This window comes from Variovorax multivorans (assembly GCF_051216835.1).
Lineage (GTDB): Bacteria > Pseudomonadota > Gammaproteobacteria > Burkholderiales > Burkholderiaceae_C > Variovorax.
Map to the genome: position 1 here is coordinate 569,991 of NZ_JBPJZL010000004.1, position 16,050 is coordinate 586,040.

15 protein-coding genes are annotated in these 16,050 nt (G+C 68.2%); 8 read left to right on the plus strand and 7 right to left on the minus strand.

The genetic code is table 11. The annotated features are described in order from the left end of the window. Positions 1 to 37: 37 nt before the first annotated feature. The 5 genes from ACSFCA_RS13080 to ACSFCA_RS13100 all read left to right on the plus strand — a co-directional run bounded on the left by ACSFCA_RS13080 (position 38) and on the right by ACSFCA_RS13100 (position 4,772). On the plus strand, positions 38 to 808 hold the full coding sequence (locus ACSFCA_RS13080; protein ID WP_093054457.1) for an IclR family transcriptional regulator domain-containing protein: 771 nt from the start codon (positions 38 to 40) through the stop codon (positions 806 to 808). 51 nt (positions 809 to 859) lie between these two features. Further along, on the plus strand, positions 860 to 1,519 hold the full coding sequence (locus tag ACSFCA_RS13085) for a response regulator (RefSeq protein ID WP_093054459.1): 660 nt from the start codon (positions 860 to 862) through the stop codon (positions 1,517 to 1,519). Beyond that, positions 1,516 to 2,850: an ATP-binding protein gene (locus ACSFCA_RS13090; RefSeq protein ID WP_435459801.1), complete on the plus strand. Its 1,335-nt coding sequence runs from the start codon at positions 1,516 to 1,518 to the stop codon at positions 2,848 to 2,850. Before ACSFCA_RS13085 ends, ACSFCA_RS13090 begins: the two co-directional genes overlap by 4 nt. A 73-nt stretch (positions 2,851 to 2,923) precedes the next feature. Further along, positions 2,924 to 4,411, plus strand: coding sequence for a DegQ family serine endoprotease (locus tag ACSFCA_RS13095; protein ID WP_258355199.1), 1,488 nt, complete (start codon positions 2,924 to 2,926; stop codon positions 4,409 to 4,411). Between the two features lie 19 nt (positions 4,412 to 4,430). Beyond that, the gene (locus tag ACSFCA_RS13100) at positions 4,431 to 4,772 is read left to right on the plus strand and encodes a hypothetical protein (RefSeq protein WP_435459802.1); all 342 of its coding nucleotides are present in this window, start codon (positions 4,431 to 4,433) and stop codon (positions 4,770 to 4,772) included. A gap of 13 nt (positions 4,773 to 4,785) precedes the next feature. Here the strand turns inward: ACSFCA_RS13100 and ACSFCA_RS13105 are convergent, their stop codons facing one another. The 3 genes from ACSFCA_RS13105 to ACSFCA_RS13115 form a co-directional block, all read right to left on the minus strand. After that, positions 4,786 to 6,651, minus strand: a complete 1,866-nt coding sequence (locus tag ACSFCA_RS13105) for a sensor histidine kinase (protein WP_435459803.1) — start codon at positions 6,649 to 6,651, stop codon at positions 4,786 to 4,788. Further along, on the minus strand, positions 6,543 to 7,364 hold the full coding sequence (locus ACSFCA_RS13110; protein ID WP_435459804.1) for a response regulator: 822 nt from the start codon (positions 7,362 to 7,364) through the stop codon (positions 6,543 to 6,545). Before ACSFCA_RS13110 ends, ACSFCA_RS13105 begins: the two co-directional genes overlap by 109 nt. Before the next feature lie 124 nt (positions 7,365 to 7,488). After that, positions 7,489 to 8,475: a helix-turn-helix transcriptional regulator gene (locus ACSFCA_RS13115; protein WP_435459805.1), complete on the minus strand. Its 987-nt coding sequence runs from the start codon at positions 8,473 to 8,475 to the stop codon at positions 7,489 to 7,491. Positions 8,476 to 8,562: 87 nt separating this feature from the next. Here ACSFCA_RS13115 and ACSFCA_RS13120 point away from each other — a divergent pair, with 87 nt between their 5' ends. Beyond that, positions 8,563 to 8,967, plus strand: coding sequence for a GFA family protein (locus ACSFCA_RS13120; RefSeq protein ID WP_435459806.1), 405 nt, complete (start codon positions 8,563 to 8,565; stop codon positions 8,965 to 8,967). A gap of 27 nt (positions 8,968 to 8,994) precedes the next feature. On the opposite strand, the gene ACSFCA_RS13125 is transcribed toward ACSFCA_RS13120, so the two are convergent. Then, positions 8,995 to 9,900: a CsgG/HfaB family protein gene (locus tag ACSFCA_RS13125; protein ID WP_258355195.1), complete on the minus strand. Its 906-nt coding sequence runs from the start codon at positions 9,898 to 9,900 to the stop codon at positions 8,995 to 8,997. Positions 9,901 to 10,127: 227 nt separating this feature from the next. Between ACSFCA_RS13125 and ACSFCA_RS13130 the strand changes: the two genes are divergently transcribed. Beyond that, positions 10,128 to 10,346 (plus strand): hypothetical protein, encoded by a 219-nt coding sequence (locus ACSFCA_RS13130; RefSeq protein ID WP_258355194.1) that lies wholly within the window; start codon positions 10,128 to 10,130, stop codon positions 10,344 to 10,346. A gap of 27 nt (positions 10,347 to 10,373) precedes the next feature. Here ACSFCA_RS13130 and ACSFCA_RS13135 read toward each other — a convergent pair whose 3' ends face one another. From ACSFCA_RS13135 to ACSFCA_RS13145, 3 genes are all read right to left on the minus strand, one after another. Beyond that, complete coding sequence (locus tag ACSFCA_RS13135) at positions 10,374 to 10,775, minus strand: GreA/GreB family elongation factor (protein ID WP_435459807.1); 402 nt, start codon at positions 10,773 to 10,775, stop codon at positions 10,374 to 10,376. A gap of 299 nt (positions 10,776 to 11,074) precedes the next feature. Further along, positions 11,075 to 12,064 carry an alpha/beta hydrolase family protein gene (locus ACSFCA_RS13140; protein ID WP_435459808.1) on the minus strand — a complete coding sequence of 330 codons (990 nt, stop codon included), beginning with the start codon at positions 12,062 to 12,064 and terminating at the stop codon, positions 11,075 to 11,077. Beyond that, complete coding sequence (locus tag ACSFCA_RS13145) at positions 12,061 to 12,924, minus strand: AraC family transcriptional regulator (RefSeq protein WP_435459809.1); 864 nt, start codon at positions 12,922 to 12,924, stop codon at positions 12,061 to 12,063. Before ACSFCA_RS13145 ends, ACSFCA_RS13140 begins: the two co-directional genes overlap by 4 nt. A 152-nt stretch (positions 12,925 to 13,076) precedes the next feature. Between ACSFCA_RS13145 and ACSFCA_RS13150 the strand changes: the two genes are divergently transcribed. Then, on the plus strand, positions 13,077 to 16,007 hold the full coding sequence (locus tag ACSFCA_RS13150; protein WP_435459810.1) for an autotransporter family protein: 2,931 nt from the start codon (positions 13,077 to 13,079) through the stop codon (positions 16,005 to 16,007). The last annotated feature ends 43 nt before the right edge of the window (positions 16,008 to 16,050 follow it).

A 16,050-nucleotide genomic window follows, 5' to 3' on the forward strand; every position in this document is an offset into this window, starting at 1 on the left:
CGCGCAACACTTCGACCGGACGACGAACCACCGACGCATGACCATCGCCAAAGCCGACTTCATCGAGGGCATCGCCAAGGGAATGGCGGTTCTCGAAAGCTTCGATACCGAGCGCCAGCGCCTCAATGCCACGCTGGCCGCCGAGCGCGCCGGCCTCACGCGCGCCGCGGCTCGCCGGCATCTGCTGACGCTGGCCCACCTGGGCTACCTGGAAACCGACGGCAGCTATTTCTGGATGGCGCCGAAGGTGCTGCGCTTCTCGGGTAGCTATCTCGCATCGTCGCGTCTGCCGCGCGCGCTGCAGCCCACGCTGAACCGGCTCGCGGCGCAGACCGGCGAGTCGTTCTCGGCGGTGGTGCTCGACGGAGAAGAGGTGGTCATCGTCGCTCGCAGCGGCAGTTACGGCACGCCGACGCGCGTGCTGGCCTATGGCCTGCACCTCGGTGCACGGCTGCCTGCGCATGCCACCTCCACCGGCCGTGTTCTGCTGGCGGCGCTGGCGCCGACCCAGTTCACGCAGTGGCTCAAGGGCCGTCACCTCGCGCGGCTCACGCCCAACACGGTGACGCAGGCACGCGGCCTGCGGCAGCTGATTGCCCGCGCGCGCAAGGACGACTATTGTTTTGCCAGCGAGGAACACGAGCTCGGCGTGCAGGCGCTGGCGGTGCCGCTGCGCGACATGCAGGGCCACACGGTGGCCGCGCTCAATGTGGTGCTGTCGGGCACGCGCTATCAGGAAGAGACCCTGCAGCGGGACATGCTGCCGCTGCTCTTCGAGGCCGCGCGTGAAGTGCGTTCGTTGCTCTGATCTGAACTTTGGCCGTGGCCCGCGCCTCGAACCCCCGAAACGGACACAACCATGCGACTCCTCCTTCTAGAAGACGACGTGATGATCGGCGAGGCTGTACTCGACCTGCTGCGCGCTGAGCAGTACGCAGTGGACTGGGTAAAAGACGGCGAAGCCGCCGAATCGGCCTTGCGCACCCAGCAATACGACCTCGTGATGCTCGACCTTGGCGTGCCGCGGCGCGACGGCCTCGAAGTGCTGCGCAACCTGCGCGCACGCAAGCAGCGCATGCCGGTGCTGATTGCCACCGCGCGCGACTCGGTGCAACAACGCATCGAAGGCCTCGATGCCGGCGCTGACGACTACGTGCTCAAGCCCTACGACCTCGACGAACTGCTGGCCCGCATCCGCGCCTTGCTGCGCCGGGCGGCAGGGCGCGCCGAGCCGGTGTACGAGCACATGGGCGTGAGCATCAACCCGGCCACGCGCGAGGTCACGGTGGCCGGCCAGCCGGTGGTGCTGTCGGCGCGCGAATGGGCCGTGCTGGAGCCCCTGCTCGCGCGGCCCGGCATGGTGCTGTCGCGCGCCCAGCTCGAGGAAAAGCTCTATAGCTGGAAAGACGAGATCAGCAGCAATGCGGTCGAGGTCTATGTACACGGCCTGCGCAAGAAGCTCGGCGCCGAACTCATTCGCAATGTGCGAGGCGTCGGCTACATGGTGCCGAAGGTATGAAGAGGGCGCTGACCGGATCGCTGCGCGCGCGGCTGCTGTGGTTCCTTCTTGCTGCCATCGTGCTCGCCGCGGGCGCGCAGGCGCTGGTGGCCTACCGCACCGTGCTCGCCGAGGCCGACGACATCTTCGACTACCACATGCAGCAGATGGCGCTCTCGTTGCGTGCGGGCCTTCCGCCGAGTGCGGCGGTAGGCGGCATCGGCACGGGGGAACAGAACTTCGATTTCGTCGTGCAGGTGTGGACCGCTGAAGGTGTGCGCATCTTCGAATCCGCCGAAGAGGCCGCGCTGCCGCAGCTCGCGGTGCTCGGCTTTGCCGACGTGCACGCGCGCGGCACCACCTACCGCGTGTTCTCGATGCAGACGCGCGGACTGGTGATCCAGGTAGCGCAGGACATGGCGGCGCGGCGCCACATGGCCGGCACGCTGGCCTTGCGCACCATCGCGCCGGTGGCGCTGATGGCGCCGCTGCTGATGCTGGTCGTGTGGTGGGTCGTGAGTCGGTCGCTTGCCCCCGTGGCGCGCGTGCGCAAACAGGTGGCATCGCGCCAGGCCGACGATCTGTCGCCGGTGAGCGAGGAGAACCTGCCCGAGGAAGTTCGCCCGCTGGTGCAGGAGCTGAACCTGCTCTTCGACCGCGTGCGCCACGCCTTCGATGCGCAGAAGCACTTCGTCGCCGATGCCGCGCACGAGTTGCGCTCGCCGCTGGCCGCATTGAAGCTGCAGGTGCAGGGCCTGCAGCGCGCGCCTGACGATGCGTCGCGCGACCTCGCCGTGAGCCGCCTGGTGGCGGGCATCGACCGAGCCACGCGGCTGGTCGAGCAGATGCTCGCGCTGGCCCGGCACGAGGCCAGCATGGCGGCCGGCGCCAAGCCCGAGCCGGTCGACCTGTCCGAGGTTGCGCGGCTCGCGGTGTCCGATGCGGTTGCGGCCGCGCAGGCGCGTGGCATCGACATTGGCATCGCGCATGCCGATGCGGCCGTGGTCAACGGCCAGTCAGAGGCCTTGCGCATGCTGCTGCGCAACCTGCTCGAAAACGCGATCAAGTACACGCCCATCGAGGGCCGGGTCGACATCGGCATAGCCCGCCAGGGCGACGCGGCCGAGCTCACCGTGGACGACAGCGGGCCGGGCCTGCCGCCCGACGAACGCGAGCGCGTGCTCGACCGTTTCTATCGCTCGGGCGAAACGCAGGCGCCCGGCAGCGGCCTGGGCCTGGCCATCGTCAAGTCGATTGCCGACCTGCACGGGGCGACGGTAGCGCTCGACCAGTCACCTGGCCTCGGGGGCCTGCGCGTGCTCGTGCGCTTTCCCGCGGGCCGGGGCGTTTAAGCGGCGCTTAAGTCAGACCGACGACATTCCTTTCATCGTTTTGGCGCCCAAGCGCCCTGAAAGGAACCGACAAATGAACTCCCGTCTGACTTCGCCCCGCGCCCTGGTGATTGCCCTGGCGAGCGCGGGTGTGATCGGTGCCGTTGGTGCCGGTGCCTACACCAGCGCCCGTGCCGTGGGCACGCCGACCACCAATGCCACCGCCGTGGCGCCTGCAGCCATGGTCACGCTGCCCGACTTCTCGACCATCACCTCGCGCGACGGCCCGGCCGTGGTCAACATCAGCGTGACCGGCACCATGAAGGCTTCCGACGACGAGGCTGCCGCCGAGATCCAGGGCGTCGACCCCGATGACCCGATGTTCCAGTTCTTCCGCCGCTTCCAGGGCCAGATCAATCCGCGCGGCCAGCAACAGCAGCAGCGCGAGGTGCCGGTGCGCGCGCAGGGCTCGGGCTTCATCGTCGACCCCAGCGGCATCATCATCACCAACGCCCACGTCGTGAAGGACGCGAAGGAAGTCACCGTCAAGCTGACCGACCGCCGCGAATTCCGAGCGAAGGTGCTGGGCGCCGACGCCAAGACCGACATCGCAGTGCTCAAGATCGACGCCAAGAATCTGCCCGTGCTCGCGCTCGGCAACACCAAGGACCTGAAGGTCGGCGAATGGGTGCTGGCCATCGGCTCGCCCTTCGGCTTCGAGAACACCGTGACGGCCGGCGTGGTCAGCGCCAAGGGCCGCTCGCTGCCCGACGACAGCTACGTGCCTTTCATCCAGACCGACGTGGCCGTGAACCCCGGCAACTCCGGCGGCCCGCTGCTCAACACACGCGGCGAGGTGGTCGGCATCAACTCTCAGATCTACAGCCGCAGCGGCGGCTACCAGGGCGTGTCGTTCGCCATTCCGATCGACGTGGCGATCCAGGTGAAGGACCAGATCGTCGCGACCGGCAAGGCCACGCACGGCCGGCTCGGCGTGGCGGTGCAGGAAGTGAACCAGGCCTTTGCCGATTCGTTCAAGCTCGACAAGCCCGAAGGCGCGCTGGTCTCGAACATCGAGAAGGGCGGCCCCGGCGACAAGGCGGGCCTGAAGGCGGGCGACGTGATCCGCAAGGTCGATGGCCAGGCCATCGTGTCCTCGGGCGACTTGCCCGCGGTGATCGGCCAGCAGGCGCCGGGCAAGAAGGTCACGCTCGAAGTGTGGCGCCAGGGCGAACGCCAGGAGCTGCAGGCCAAGCTGGGCGATGCGAGCGAGAAGCCCGCCAAGGTCGCGAAGGCAGATGCCGACGTGGGCCAGGGCAAGCTGGGCCTGGCGCTGCGTCCGCTGCAGCCGCAGGAAAAGCGCGAGGCCGCTGTCGAGAACGGGCTGCTGATCGAAGACGCGGCCGGTCCCTCGGCGCAGGCCGGGGTGCAGGCGGGTGACGTGCTGCTGGCCATCAACGGCACGCCGGCGCAGAGCGTGGAGCAGGTGCGCGAGGTGGTGGCCAAGGCCAGCAACAAGTCGGTGGCGCTCTTGATCCAGCGCGGCGAAGACAAGATCTTCGTGCCGGTTCGCATCGGCTGATCGAAGGGACGACGGCCCGATGAAGCCGCCAGGCAAGCTGCAGCTGGAAGTGGTCCACGAACGCTCGCCGGTCGGCGGCCTCTCGGCGCACATCCTGCCCACGTCGGCCACCATGATCGGCGTGTGCATGACCGTGATGTCTATCGGGCACCTCGGGCCGCGCGACGACATGCGGCTGCTGATCGATCGTCTGCTGGCCGTCGACGCGCTGGTCTTCCTGGCCAGCGCGTTGCTGTCTTTCATCTCGATGCGCGCCCGCAGGTCGGGTGCGCGGCTCGAAGCCTGGGGCGAGATGGTCTTCATCGCCGGCCTCGGCCTGCTGGCGCTGGGGGCGGTGACGCTGGCGTTCGCGCTGCGCTGAAAGAAGGCGCTCCTCAGGCCCGTGCGCAGGGCCAGTCGAGCTGCATGCGCGCTCCCCCGGTTGCGGGGTCCACCGTTTCGATCTGCAGCCGCGCGCCGATGGACTGGGCTCGCGCATGCATGTTCGCAATGCCGTGTCCCCTGTGCCCACCACCGGCTGGTGCCGTCGGCAGGCCGCGTCCGTTGTCCGTGAGGACGATGCGCACCAGCGACGGCTTCTCGTTGCCATGCCAGCTCGCATGCATCACGATGCGCGTGGCGGCTGCGTGCTTGAGCACGTTGGTGAAGGCTTCGAGCAGGATGCGCTGCAGCTGCAGGGCTGCCCGTGCGGCGAAGGGCTCCAGCGGCGGAATGACCTCCACGTCCCACACCAGTTCGATGCCGGCTGCGTCGAGCCGCGGCTGCAGGCGGTAGCGCAGGGTGGCCAGCACGGTCGGCAGGTCGTCGTGCGTGGGTTGCAGCGAATCGACGGCCATGCGCATTTCGTCGAGCGCGAGCTTCACGTGCTCCTCGATCACGGCGCGGTCCGGCTTGGCCTGCGTCACCACGTTGAGCAGGCCCACGAGCTGCGAGCCCACGCCGTCGTGGATCTCCCGCATGATGCGCTGGCGCTCCAGCAGCACGGCCTGCTCCTGATGCTGCTGGCGCACGGTCTCGAAAGCGTTGCGCAGCTGATCTTCGCGCTCCGCCACGCGGGCCGCGAGGTTGGTGTTGAGCGCGCGGTAGTCGGCCACGGTGCGGCTGTAGCGCTCGACCACGAGGCCGGCCAGGATCATCACGAAGAAGAACATCGCGTGCGCCGTCAGGGTGAAGTCGGCGCCGCCGAAAAGGCCCATGCGCACCAGCAGCAGATCGTGCGCGCCGGCCAGGATGGCCAGCGTGCCCGCTGCCATCAGCACGCCCGCAATGCGCCGCCGATCCACCAGCGCGCCGTACACCACGTAGGGCAGGCAGACGATGCTGGTCAGCTGCAGGACGACCAGGCCGGCAGTCCACAGCGAAGGCCGCGCAAACGCGAAGGAGGCGCAGGCCAGCGTGACCGACAGCGCGAGCGCTGCGTGGATCGATCGCACCAGCCACGGCGGGTTGCGCTCGAGCACCAGCAGCACGAAGCGAGCGATCAGCCCGATGTGGCAGGCGTAGCAGACCGCCACCACCGCGCCCCACAGCGGCCAGGGAATCGGCACGTCGGGCCACACGCGGTCGAGGTTGCGCGCCACGCCCGAGAGCGCGGCCAGCGCGAAGCAGCCGTAGAGCGCATCGCGCTGGCGCAGCCACAGGCCACCGGCAATGCCGCCCATCAGCAGCAGGCTGACGGCATACACGATGGCCGAGGTGTTACGCCAGCCTTGCCGCTCGCGATAGAGCACCGCGAGCGAGGCCTCGGTGCCGTACTGGACGCTGGCCAGCCCCGCGCCACGCTGGCGCTGGATGGTCGTGCGCACGACCAGCGACTGCGGCTGGCCCGTACGGTGCAGCACGGCCGGAACCGGAACCAGCAGGTTGCTCTTGGTCGCGTCGTGCTTCGGCACGCCCAGCGTGCCGAAACTGGCCACCAGCGCCTCGTTGAACGAAATCGTCACCTGATTGCCCGCGCCCGACATCAGCAGGGCCGCGGGTTCGTCGGCCGGCACGGCGGCAGCAGGCAGGTCGATGCGGTAGGTCGCCTTGCCCCCGAGGCCGGGAAACTCGTGGTCCCAGCGAAAGGGCAGTTGCACCTGGCGCCTCTGCGCCGGCAGGCCATCGGGTTCGAGCGTGGCCTCGGCCGAGCCTATGTCGATGGAGCCGGGCGTCCCGGCGGCGTGGGCGTGGACGCCTGCCAGCGCAAGCCACAGGCACAGCAGCGCCGCAAGGAACTGGCGATGAACGCCGCTGGCCACACTAGGGAAGCCAACCGAGGTTGCGTGCCTCGAACACCGCTTCCGATTTGTTGTGCACATCCAGCTTGCCGTAGATATTGCGGATATGGGTTTGGACCGTCGATGCGGAGACTCCCATCTGCGTTCCGACTTCGACATAGGTGAAACCACGAGAGACCAGGTCGAGCACCTCGAACTCGCGTGGCGACAGGCGTTCGGGAGCGATCGCCGAAGCGCTCGGCGCGGTGCTGGCCGGCTTGGCGGCTGCCGGCTGCCGGCTGCTGTTGCCGTGGCGCTCCGCCCGAATGAGCCTGCCAGCGCCGCAGCAGCTTGCGTGCGATCACCGGCGACATCGGCGAGCCGCCGGCGCGCAGGTGGCGGATGTGGGTGGCGAGGTCGGCCTCGGTGCCGTCCTTCAGCAGATAGCCGCTGGCGCCAGCCTCGAAGGCCTGGACCATGTTGGCCTCGTCGCCGAAGATCGACAGCACCATCACCGCGCAGGCCGGCTGCATGTTGCGGCACTGGCTGATCACCTGCAGCCCGGGGCGGTCGGGCAGGCCGAGGTCGACCAGCAGCACGTCGATGGGGTTGTCGACCAGCCAGCCGAGGATGTCGGCGGCGTTGGAGGCGCTATAGGCCAGGCTCAGCGACGGGTCGGCATCGACCACGCGCGAGATGCGCTCGCGCATGCCGGTGTCGTCTTCGACGAGGGCAACCTGTGTTTCTGCGGTCATGCGCGCGCCGGGCCGGGGAGGCTGTATGCGCTCATGCAGGACGTGGGGGCGAGGCGCATGGAGAAGGTTCTGGGTTGCTGCTGGATGGCGCAAAGAGTAGAGGGCGGCCCACGTGCCGCCCATCCTATATACGGGGGAGGCGGCCCACCGCTTTCCGTGGCTTGCGCGCGGCCTTGCCTAGCCGCTCGGCCACGAGCGCCAGGTGCTCGACCAGTTCCTTCGGCGATTCGACCTCGAAGTCATGCGGCAGGCAGCCAAGCCAGACAGCCAGCGCGTCAAGCGAATTGGCACCGGTGGCGATGCGCGTAGAGCCTTCGTCGATGGCCTGAGGCGTTCCGCTGACCCAGCCGAGGTAGGGCTCCAGCGCCTTGGCAGATGCATGCACCACGACCTGCGCATGGTGCAGGTAAGGCGACACCTGCAGCGCGTGTTCCATGTAGGCAGCGACGTCGCCGTGGGGCAGTCGGCGCGGCGTGAATCGGGCACCGGTGGGCGCGGGTTCGACGATGCGGTCGAGGCGGAAGGTGCGCCAGTCCTGCCGCGTCGTGTCCCAGGCCAGCAGGTACCAGCGCTGCCCCGTCTGCACCACGCGATGCGGCTCTACCGTGCGTTCGGTGACGGCGTCGTGGTGGTCGCGGTAGCCGAAGCGCAGCTCGAGCCGGTCGGTGCAGGCTTCGGCAAGCAAGGACACGGCCTTCAGCCGCACGGACGACTTGCCGCGCATAACCGGCACCACCGACGCGCGCACGCTGTCGAGCCGACGGCGCAGGCGCGGCGGCATCAGCTGTTCGAGCTTGGCCAGCGCGCGCATCGAGGCGTTCTCGATGTCGCCCGCGGCGCCGACCGGGTTGCCCAGGCCGAGCGCGACGGCGATGGCTTCTTCGTCTTCCAGCAGCAGCGGTGGCAGGGCGGTGCCCGCGCCCAGCCGGTAGCCGCCCGCCACGCCGGAGGTGGAGTCGACCGTGTAGCCGAGGCTGCGCAGGCGGTCCACGTCGCGGCGCAAGGTGCGCTCGGTGATGTCGAGCCGGGCGGCGAGTTCGGCGCCCGTCCAGGAGCGTTGTGCCTGGAACAACGAAAGAAGCCGGATCAGGCGTGCGGAGGCAGACAGCATGTGCGCATGATGCCCGCGATCGAGGACAGGATCTGTCCGCAATGGGTCGTAGCCTTGGCTTTCATCTCAACCCCAGGACACAGACCCATGAAGAAGACATACAACGGCAGCTGCCATTGCGGCAAGGTTCGCTTCCAGGCCTTGATCGATCTCGCCGAGGGCACGGGCAAATGCAATTGCTCGATCTGCACCAAGGCCCGCGCATGGGGCGCGATCGTGAAGCCGGAGGCCTTCACGCTGCTGTCGGGAGAAGAAGATTTGTCGCTGTACCAGTTCAACACGCACAGCACCGAGCACCTGTTCTGCAGGCACTGCGGCATCCGGTCGTTCGGGCGCGGCAATGTGCCCGAGATCGGTGGTGCCTACGTCAGCGTGAACGTGAGCTGCCTGGACGACGTCACGCCGGAAGATCTGTCAAAGGCACCCGTCCGGTACATGGACGGGCGCAACAACAACTGGTTCGAGCCGCCGGCCGAAACGCGCTACCTCTGAGCGAGGCGGGCCGGCCGGCGATGTGCGCTACTGCGCCTGCTTGCTGCTGCGGCGCGGCTGCTTTGCCGCTCCCGGCGCCGAGGTCTGCGAGGGCGCCGCGCCGCCGTCCACGCCCAGGCGACCGCCACCGCCGAGGCCCTGGCCGCGCACCGTCTGCGCCTTGTAGTTGCGCAGCGAACGGACCATCTGGTTGAACGCGTCCATGAAGGCCGCGGCAATCACCTTGCCCTGCGGCGTGCGCGTGTAGCCGCCAATGCCGCCCGCGGCGGAAAGACCGCCCAGGCCGGCAAAGCCCGCGAAGTCGGTCTTGGAGGCGCTGCCTTCGGCGGCCGCAACCTGCACGCCGGAGCGGTTGTCGATGAGGGTCAGCAGCGCGCTGGCTTCCTTGGTCTGCATGCTCGCGCCGAGCTGGGCGATGGCGCGGCCACGGCCGCCACCCACCAGGCCGCCGAGCGCGCCACCCAGGCCGCCGGCGTCGCTGTTGCTGAACACGATCTCGGGCGACAGGCCGTAGTCCGAAGCCACCATCTGGCCGCGCCCGAAGTTGCTGCCGCCGCGCATTTCGCCCGACTGCATCAGCGCGCGCTCGCGCGTCATGGCGTTCATGCCGGCCGCGCCGCGCTCGACCACCACGAAGCAGTTCGATTGCTGCACCAGCAGGCGCAGCAGGTTGGCGGTGGGAGGCAGCTTGTATTCGCCGGTGAGGATGGTGTACCAGCCCGCATTCACGTTCTCGATCAGCGAGACCGTGCCGAGCGGCGAGTCGCAGCGCTCGAGCTGGCTGCTTTCGCCGGAGGTTGCGCTGCCTGCGGCGCTGCCGGTGGCCACGGTCTTGGCCGACTGGCTGCCCATTTGCATGTCCATGGTCTGGCAGCCTGAAAGGGCCAGCAGGCCCGCGAGTGCACTTGCGAGAGAGAGTTTGGAAAAAGCCATGTCCGATCTGTCAGGTGAAAAGAATGAGATGCCCGGTGCGGACGTCGCTTGATCAAGACCGAAGATGGAATTGCCATGGCCTGTACGACCTCCCGATTCGACGCGCCGCCGGCGCCCGCGCGAACATACATTCCGCATGTCCGGTGCACCAGTGCCGAAAGTCATGGGCATGCGGGCGTGGCCCACCCGACAGCTACAGTCGGGCCTTCACTCCGAGGAGCTTTCAGATGGCAACCAAGAAGAACGTCGTTGGAGAAGCGGCAGCGGAACTGACCCGCCAGCAGGTGCAGCAGGCCCTGGCCATTGCAGGGGCCTCGAATTTCAACAGCCCCGCCGACCCGGCCTTCGTCGGCGCCATCCTGGTGGCCCTGGCCGTCAACACCAGCGCCGTGAGCGCGACCATCGACAGCGCAAAGGACCGCACCGGCGTCGTCATGAAGCACTGATCGACCGACTTGGAGGCACGGGCACCGCTAGCGCGTGTATTCGCCGTTGGCCTCCGGCTGGAACAGCACTGCGACCACGCGCGCCGCGCCTTCCGCGCCGTTGGGCATCTGCCAGCGTGCGAGCGCTCCGGTCTTCACGCCCAGCAGGCCGATGCCTACGGGCGACAGCACCGAGACGAAGCCCTCACCCGGCTGCGCGTCGCCGGGGTAGCAGAGGGTGATCTTCTGCCGTTGGTGCGTTGCCGGGTCTTCCACCTCCACCTGGGAATTCATTGTCACGATGTCCGGAGGGACTTCGCGCGAGGGCAGCACGTCCGCCGCATCGAGAAGCTCGGTGAGCGCGGGCGGAAGCTGGGGGCCCGGCAGTTTGCCGAGGCGGACGAAGTCGAGTTCGGTGAGCGTGCGCTCCCCGTGAATGGTTGCAAGCATGAAGCACTCCAGTTGAATGCGACCTTGCCCTGTACAGGAGAAGGGCGAAGTCGCTGCCGCGCGGCGGGTGCCCGGCGGTCAATGGTTCGCGCATCAAGAAGGAAGGTAGCGGACCGCCGGGCTCAGGAAAGTGCGGAGGTGTGTCGCAAGACCGCCGTGGTCGCCGCAGCGGCAACATCCGCGCGATGGCCTGCCGCTGCCTGGGGCAGGGCTGCGCGTGCAGGGTGTTTGCGGAACACGGACGAGGGGGCCATCCGGACGAGTGTAGGGACGTGCTGCGAGACCATCAAGCAATGGCCTCACGTGCCTTGCCGATAAGCGCGGTGTGGTCCGAGGTGCTGCCTGAAGAAGGCCAGCACCTGTGCATTGAAGTCGGCATGGAAGGCGGCGCGGTCGAAATCCGGGCGATCGCGGCAGATCTGCGCCATTGCCTGCGCCATGGTCGGCGGGCAGGGGGCCACGAAGGCGAAGTGCGTGGCGCCTGGCACCATGTGCCATTCCGGCTTGACGGGCAGGTCGCGGCGAAGCTCTTCAACGTAGCGCGGGGCAACGCCATCGCCTCCGAAGGCCGAGGCCCACAGCTGTATCGGAAGCGTTACGCCCTTCAGGCCGCTGGCGTCGAAGGCAGTCAGGGGATCGACGATGACTGCGGCCTTGATGCGGTCGTCCCGCGGCGGCATTTGCGGCAGTTCGTTGCGGCGGATTTCTCCGCACAGCGGGACCGTGGAAGCTGGCGGGCACAGGTCTTCGCGCAACCGGAAGTCCGGAACGGCGCCTACCGAGACGAGGCCGGTGTAGCCGCCCGCCGAGAAGCCAAAGAAGCCGATCCGATTCGCATCGAGCGCGGCGCGTCCGGGCCAGGCGCCGAGCATGTAGTCGACCAGCCGCTTCATGTCAGCCGGCCGCGTGGCGTAGACCGACAGATGGGCCGCGCCGCTCATGTCCTGAAAGTTGTGGCCCGGGTGGTTGATGGCAGCCACGACGAAGCCCGCGTCGGCGAGCGTGGCTGCTGTGTCGTGGTGAAGGAGGGATGAGCCACCCTTGCTGTGCGAGACCACGACCAGCGGCAGTTGCGTGCCGGAGATCGGGCAGTTCCTGGTGCCCTCGATGACCAGCGGATCGACTGCGATCTTGCCTGCGGGTGCATCGCAGGGTGTCCACACTGCACCGAGCAGCGCCGGGCCGTCTTTGCTGGCGGGCACTTCGATGAGGCCGAAACCCGCGGCGTGCGCCAGGCCGGCGCAAAGGCAGAGGGCGACGAGGAAGAGGCAGCGGCGCCACGAGCTCATGACGTGCTCGCGCGTCGGATGGGAATCAGCAGATCGGTGCGCAGTTCGGCCGGCGAGACCTTGCGCGACGAGTTCAGGTAGTGCTCCAGCGTGGGCCGGTCGTCCGGCTCGTAGCCGCTGGCCGGCAGCCACCGGACATAGAGGGCGCGCACGGCCGCGTTGATCTGGGAGTAGGGGCCGGCCAGGCGGTGCACGGCGTAGCAGCCACCGGGAATGTCGAGCATCTGGACCTCGGCGTCTTCCGGCCAAGGGTCGGGCGATGCGACGGCGGCGTAGTACCTGAAGCTGGCCGAGTCTTCGGGTTCGTTGAACGAGGCGCCCCACCGGTCCGAGATGACTCGCCCACCGGCCTGCAGGCGCAGCCGCCGATGGGTATGGGGAATGGTCGCGAACGACCCCTGGTGCCGCAGCGCGTGCAGCCGCTGCGCCGGGCACTCGACGATCCGCACGGCCGGTGCAGCGCCTTCGTTGTTCTCACCGGAACGCGGCAGCGCATCGACGTCGAGGATCGCCCGCGCCATCTGCTGCTGGAATGCGCGCGGCGACTGTCCGGTGAACTGGCCGAAGGCGCGCGTGAAGGCTTGCGGGCTTTCGTAGCCCACGGCCAGCGCGACCTGCGTGACGCTCTGGGTGCCGGCTTCCAGCAGGCGGGTGGCGAGCGCCAGCCGCACGCGGCGGACCGTGGCGGCCACCGTTTCGCCGGCCACGCTTGCGTAGACACGGTGAAAGTGAAAGGGCGAGAAGTGCGCGAGCCGCGCGAGGTCTTCGAGCCGGTGATCGGCCATCGGGTCCGCGACGATGGCCGCGACCGCGCGCGCCACGCGGGCCCGGTAGTCCTGCTCGGTTCGACGGCTTTCCATGCGCGGGAGTTTGCATCCTTCGCCGGGCCGGTACTTAGCCGACTTTGCGCATATCCAGAAAGACGGCAGGGCTTGCCTATCTGCCCGAAGAAAGGCTCCAAACGCGGATTTGTTCACAATTGAATACATTGGTGCTAATCTAGAGTTGCGGTATGTCACACCATCGTCATGGCGTGCATCTGGAGCCGTCTTTGAAGCACTCGCACTTCTTCGCCCCTGGCGTCCTTCCCCGCACATGCCTTTCCGGCGCGCTGCTGCTGTGGTCGGCGGGCGACGCGATGGCGGCCTGTACCAGCACTTCGGGCGTGAGACTGCAGGCCACGGCGGGCTCCGTGTGCAGCGCGGCCGGCAGCTACGGCAGCAGCGGCGTGCCCGGAGGCCAATCAGCACTGGGCGCATCGGGTGGCGGCATCGTCAATGCCGCGGGCCTCATCACCATGATGATGTCCCAGAGCGGCATCAACGGCGTGTACGCGACGGGCACCGGCTCGCAGATCAACCTGCTCGGTGGCCTGACGCTGGACCGCCCCGGCGCAAGCACGGGCATTCGCGGCCTGCGCGCGGCGAGCGGGGGCACCGTCACCGTGAACGGGCCGTTGTCGATCACGCTGTCCAACGGGGCCAGCAACTACGGCATTTACGCGGAGCTGGCGAACACCCGCGTCATCCTGAACGGCGACACCAGCATCACCATGGGAGCCGGGGCTTCGTACTCTCCCGGCATTCGCATGACTACGGGGGCGAGCCTCGTGTCGAACGGTGCGATGGTCATCAGCGCGGCAGGCGATTCGAGGTCCGATGCGATCGCGACCGATCTCGGCGGCACTGCGCAACTCAACGGCAACCTGAACCTGAGCGTGAGCGGCCAGCAGGCCTCGACGCTCAAGATCACCAGCGCCGGAACCATCACCTACACGGGCACAGCAAGCCTGAACAACTCCGGCCTCAACGGGTCGGGCATCCGCGCCGTCACGGGCGGCATTGCAACGGCCGCTGCATCGTCGAGCACCACGATCCATTCGAGCGGTATCAACAGCATCGGCATTTCGGTGCGCGATGCCGGCTCGCAGGTGAACCTCGCGGGCCCAGTGACGATCCAGGCCACCGGCGTCACGCAGGCGAACACGCCAAGCGGCACACAGGAGTCGTACGCCGCGGGCCTGCTGGTCACCGGCGGCGGCGCGATCAACGCGACGGGCTCGCTCGCGATCACCACTACCGACGCCAGCAGCTACGGCGCCGCGATGCTCGCCAGCAGCCCTTCGATCAGCGCCACCGGCACCGGCTCCATCACCGCCGCTGGCAGTGCGCTGGGCTTTCTCTCGGGCTCGGGCCAGACGGCAAGCTTCGACGGCTTTGCAATCACAAGCGCATCGGGCGACCTCGTGCGCGTCGATGCGGCCACGGGCGCGGTGCTCACATTGAAGAACACGAGCGCCACCGCCAGCAGCTCCGGCAACCTGCTGCAGGCAATGAACGGCAGCAGCTTCATCTTCACCGCTGATCGCAGCACGCTGAGCGGCAACGTGGTGACGGACGCCACCAGCACCGTCGACATGCGCCTGTTGAACGCCTCCAGCCTGACGGGCGCCATCGATCCGGTGGACCTCACCGTCGATGCCACGAGCCGCTGGGCGATGACGGGCAGCTCTTCGCTGAGCAGCCTGACGCTGGCGGGGCGCATCGACTTCCAGCCGCCTGGCTCCGGCTTCGTGCCGCAGACGCTCACCGTCAACGGCAACTGGGTGGGGCAGGGCGGCATCGTGGGCATGCGCACTGCCCTCGGGGACTCCGGCTCACTGACTGATCGCATCGTCATCAACGCAGGCACCGTGAGTGGCACCACCACGCTGCAAGTGAGCAATGCAGGCGGCCTCGGCGCATTGACGACGGGCGACGGCATCATGCTCGTGAGCGCCATCAACGGAGCGACGACCACTGCGCAGACCACGAAGAATGGCTTCTCCCTGGCCGGTGGCCATGTGGACGCCGGCGCCTACGAGTACCGCCTCTACAGCGCGGACGCCTCAGGGGCCGGCGAGAACTGGTACTTGCGCTCGACCGCGCCGGCGACCGCGAGCCCGACAACCCCGGCCACTGTGACCTTGCCAACCTATCGCGCCGAGGTTCCCCTGTTCGCAGCACTGCCGTCGCAGCTTCGCCAGGCCGACCTGGCGATGCTGGGCAACCTGCACCGGCGCATGGGCGACGGCGATGGCATCGCGTCGAATGAAAGTGCGCCGCAGGGCCAGCGTGCCGCATGGGGTCGGCTGGTGTACGCCGACATCGACCTGCGCCAGCAGGGCACGGTCGCGCCCTCAAGCGACGGACGCCTGCGCGGCTTCCAGACCGGTGTGGACCTGTATGCGCCAACGGGCTCGGCATGGCGCGCCGGTGTGTACGTCGGCCAGCTCGAAGGCCGTGTCGGCGTGCAAGGCTTTGCGCGTGGCGTACAGGGCACTGTGGGCAACAACGACCTGCGCTCGCGCTACTTGGCGGCCTACGCCACGTGGAAGGACGATGAGAACGATCGCTATGCCGACGCCGTCCTGCAGGGCGGCAGCCACCGCTACGGCGTTGAAGCGACGGGCAACCAGGCCAGCTGGGGCAAGGGCCGCAGCCTGCTGGCGTCGCTGGAGGTCGGGCAGGCCTTCGGGCTCGCCCCGGGCTGGCGCATCGAGCCACAAGCTCAGGTCGTCTATCAAAAGCTGAAGCTCGACGATGCAGTTCTCTCCGGCGCCAATGTGTCGCAGCAGACTGGTGGTGGCTGGCTGGGGCGCCTTGGCGTACGCGTGCGCGGTGAAGTTGCAACGGCCGCCGGCCTGCTGCAGCCTTATGCACGCCTGAACCTCTACAGCGCCAGCGCGGGCACCGACGTCGCGCAGTTCATCAACGCGGCGGCCGTCACGCGCATCGCAAGCGCCACTGCCTACCGCAGCGCCGAACTCGCGGGCGGCTTCACCCTGTCGCTTTCTCAGGCCACCAGTGTCTACGGCGAGATCGGCCGCCTCTATGCGATGGGCGGCGACACGCGGGCAAAGTCGTCGCTGCAAGGGTCTGCTGGTGTGCGTGCGCGTTGGTAGCGCGGGAGGCGCATTCACCCCAGCCAAAGAAAAAGCCCGCTGT

Bases quoted from the DNA above. Each gene is read 5' to 3' on its own strand.
- ACSFCA_RS13125 (WP_258355195.1), bottom strand. From the start codon at position 9,900: ATGGCTTTTTCCAAACTCTCTCTCGCAAGTGCACTCGCGGGCCTGCTG.
- ACSFCA_RS13115 (WP_435459805.1), bottom strand. From the start codon at position 8,475: ATGCTGTCTGCCTCCGCACGCCTGATCCGGCTTCTTTCGTTGTTCCAG.
- ACSFCA_RS13095 (WP_258355199.1), top strand. From the start codon at position 2,924: ATGAACTCCCGTCTGACTTCGCCCCGCGCCCTGGTGATTGCCCTGGCG.
- ACSFCA_RS13150 (WP_435459810.1), top strand. From the start codon at position 13,077: ATGTCACACCATCGTCATGGCGTGCATCTGGAGCCGTCTTTGAAGCAC.
- ACSFCA_RS13145 (WP_435459809.1), bottom strand. From the start codon at position 12,924: ATGGAAAGCCGTCGAACCGAGCAGGACTACCGGGCCCGCGTGGCGCGC.
- ACSFCA_RS13080 (WP_093054457.1), top strand. From the start codon at position 38: ATGACCATCGCCAAAGCCGACTTCATCGAGGGCATCGCCAAGGGAATG.
- ACSFCA_RS13140 (WP_435459808.1), bottom strand. From the start codon at position 12,064: ATGAGCTCGTGGCGCCGCTGCCTCTTCCTCGTCGCCCTCTGCCTTTGC.
- ACSFCA_RS13090 (WP_435459801.1), top strand. From the start codon at position 1,516: ATGAAGAGGGCGCTGACCGGATCGCTGCGCGCGCGGCTGCTGTGGTTC.
- ACSFCA_RS13100 (WP_435459802.1), top strand. From the start codon at position 4,431: ATGAAGCCGCCAGGCAAGCTGCAGCTGGAAGTGGTCCACGAACGCTCG.
- ACSFCA_RS13130 (WP_258355194.1), top strand. From the start codon at position 10,128: ATGGCAACCAAGAAGAACGTCGTTGGAGAAGCGGCAGCGGAACTGACC.
- ACSFCA_RS13110 (WP_435459804.1), bottom strand. From the start codon at position 7,364: ATGACCGCAGAAACACAGGTTGCCCTCGTCGAAGACGACACCGGCATG.
- ACSFCA_RS13120 (WP_435459806.1), top strand. From the start codon at position 8,563: ATGAAGAAGACATACAACGGCAGCTGCCATTGCGGCAAGGTTCGCTTC.
- ACSFCA_RS13085 (WP_093054459.1), top strand. From the start codon at position 860: ATGCGACTCCTCCTTCTAGAAGACGACGTGATGATCGGCGAGGCTGTA.
- ACSFCA_RS13135 (WP_435459807.1), bottom strand. From the start codon at position 10,775: ATGCTTGCAACCATTCACGGGGAGCGCACGCTCACCGAACTCGACTTC.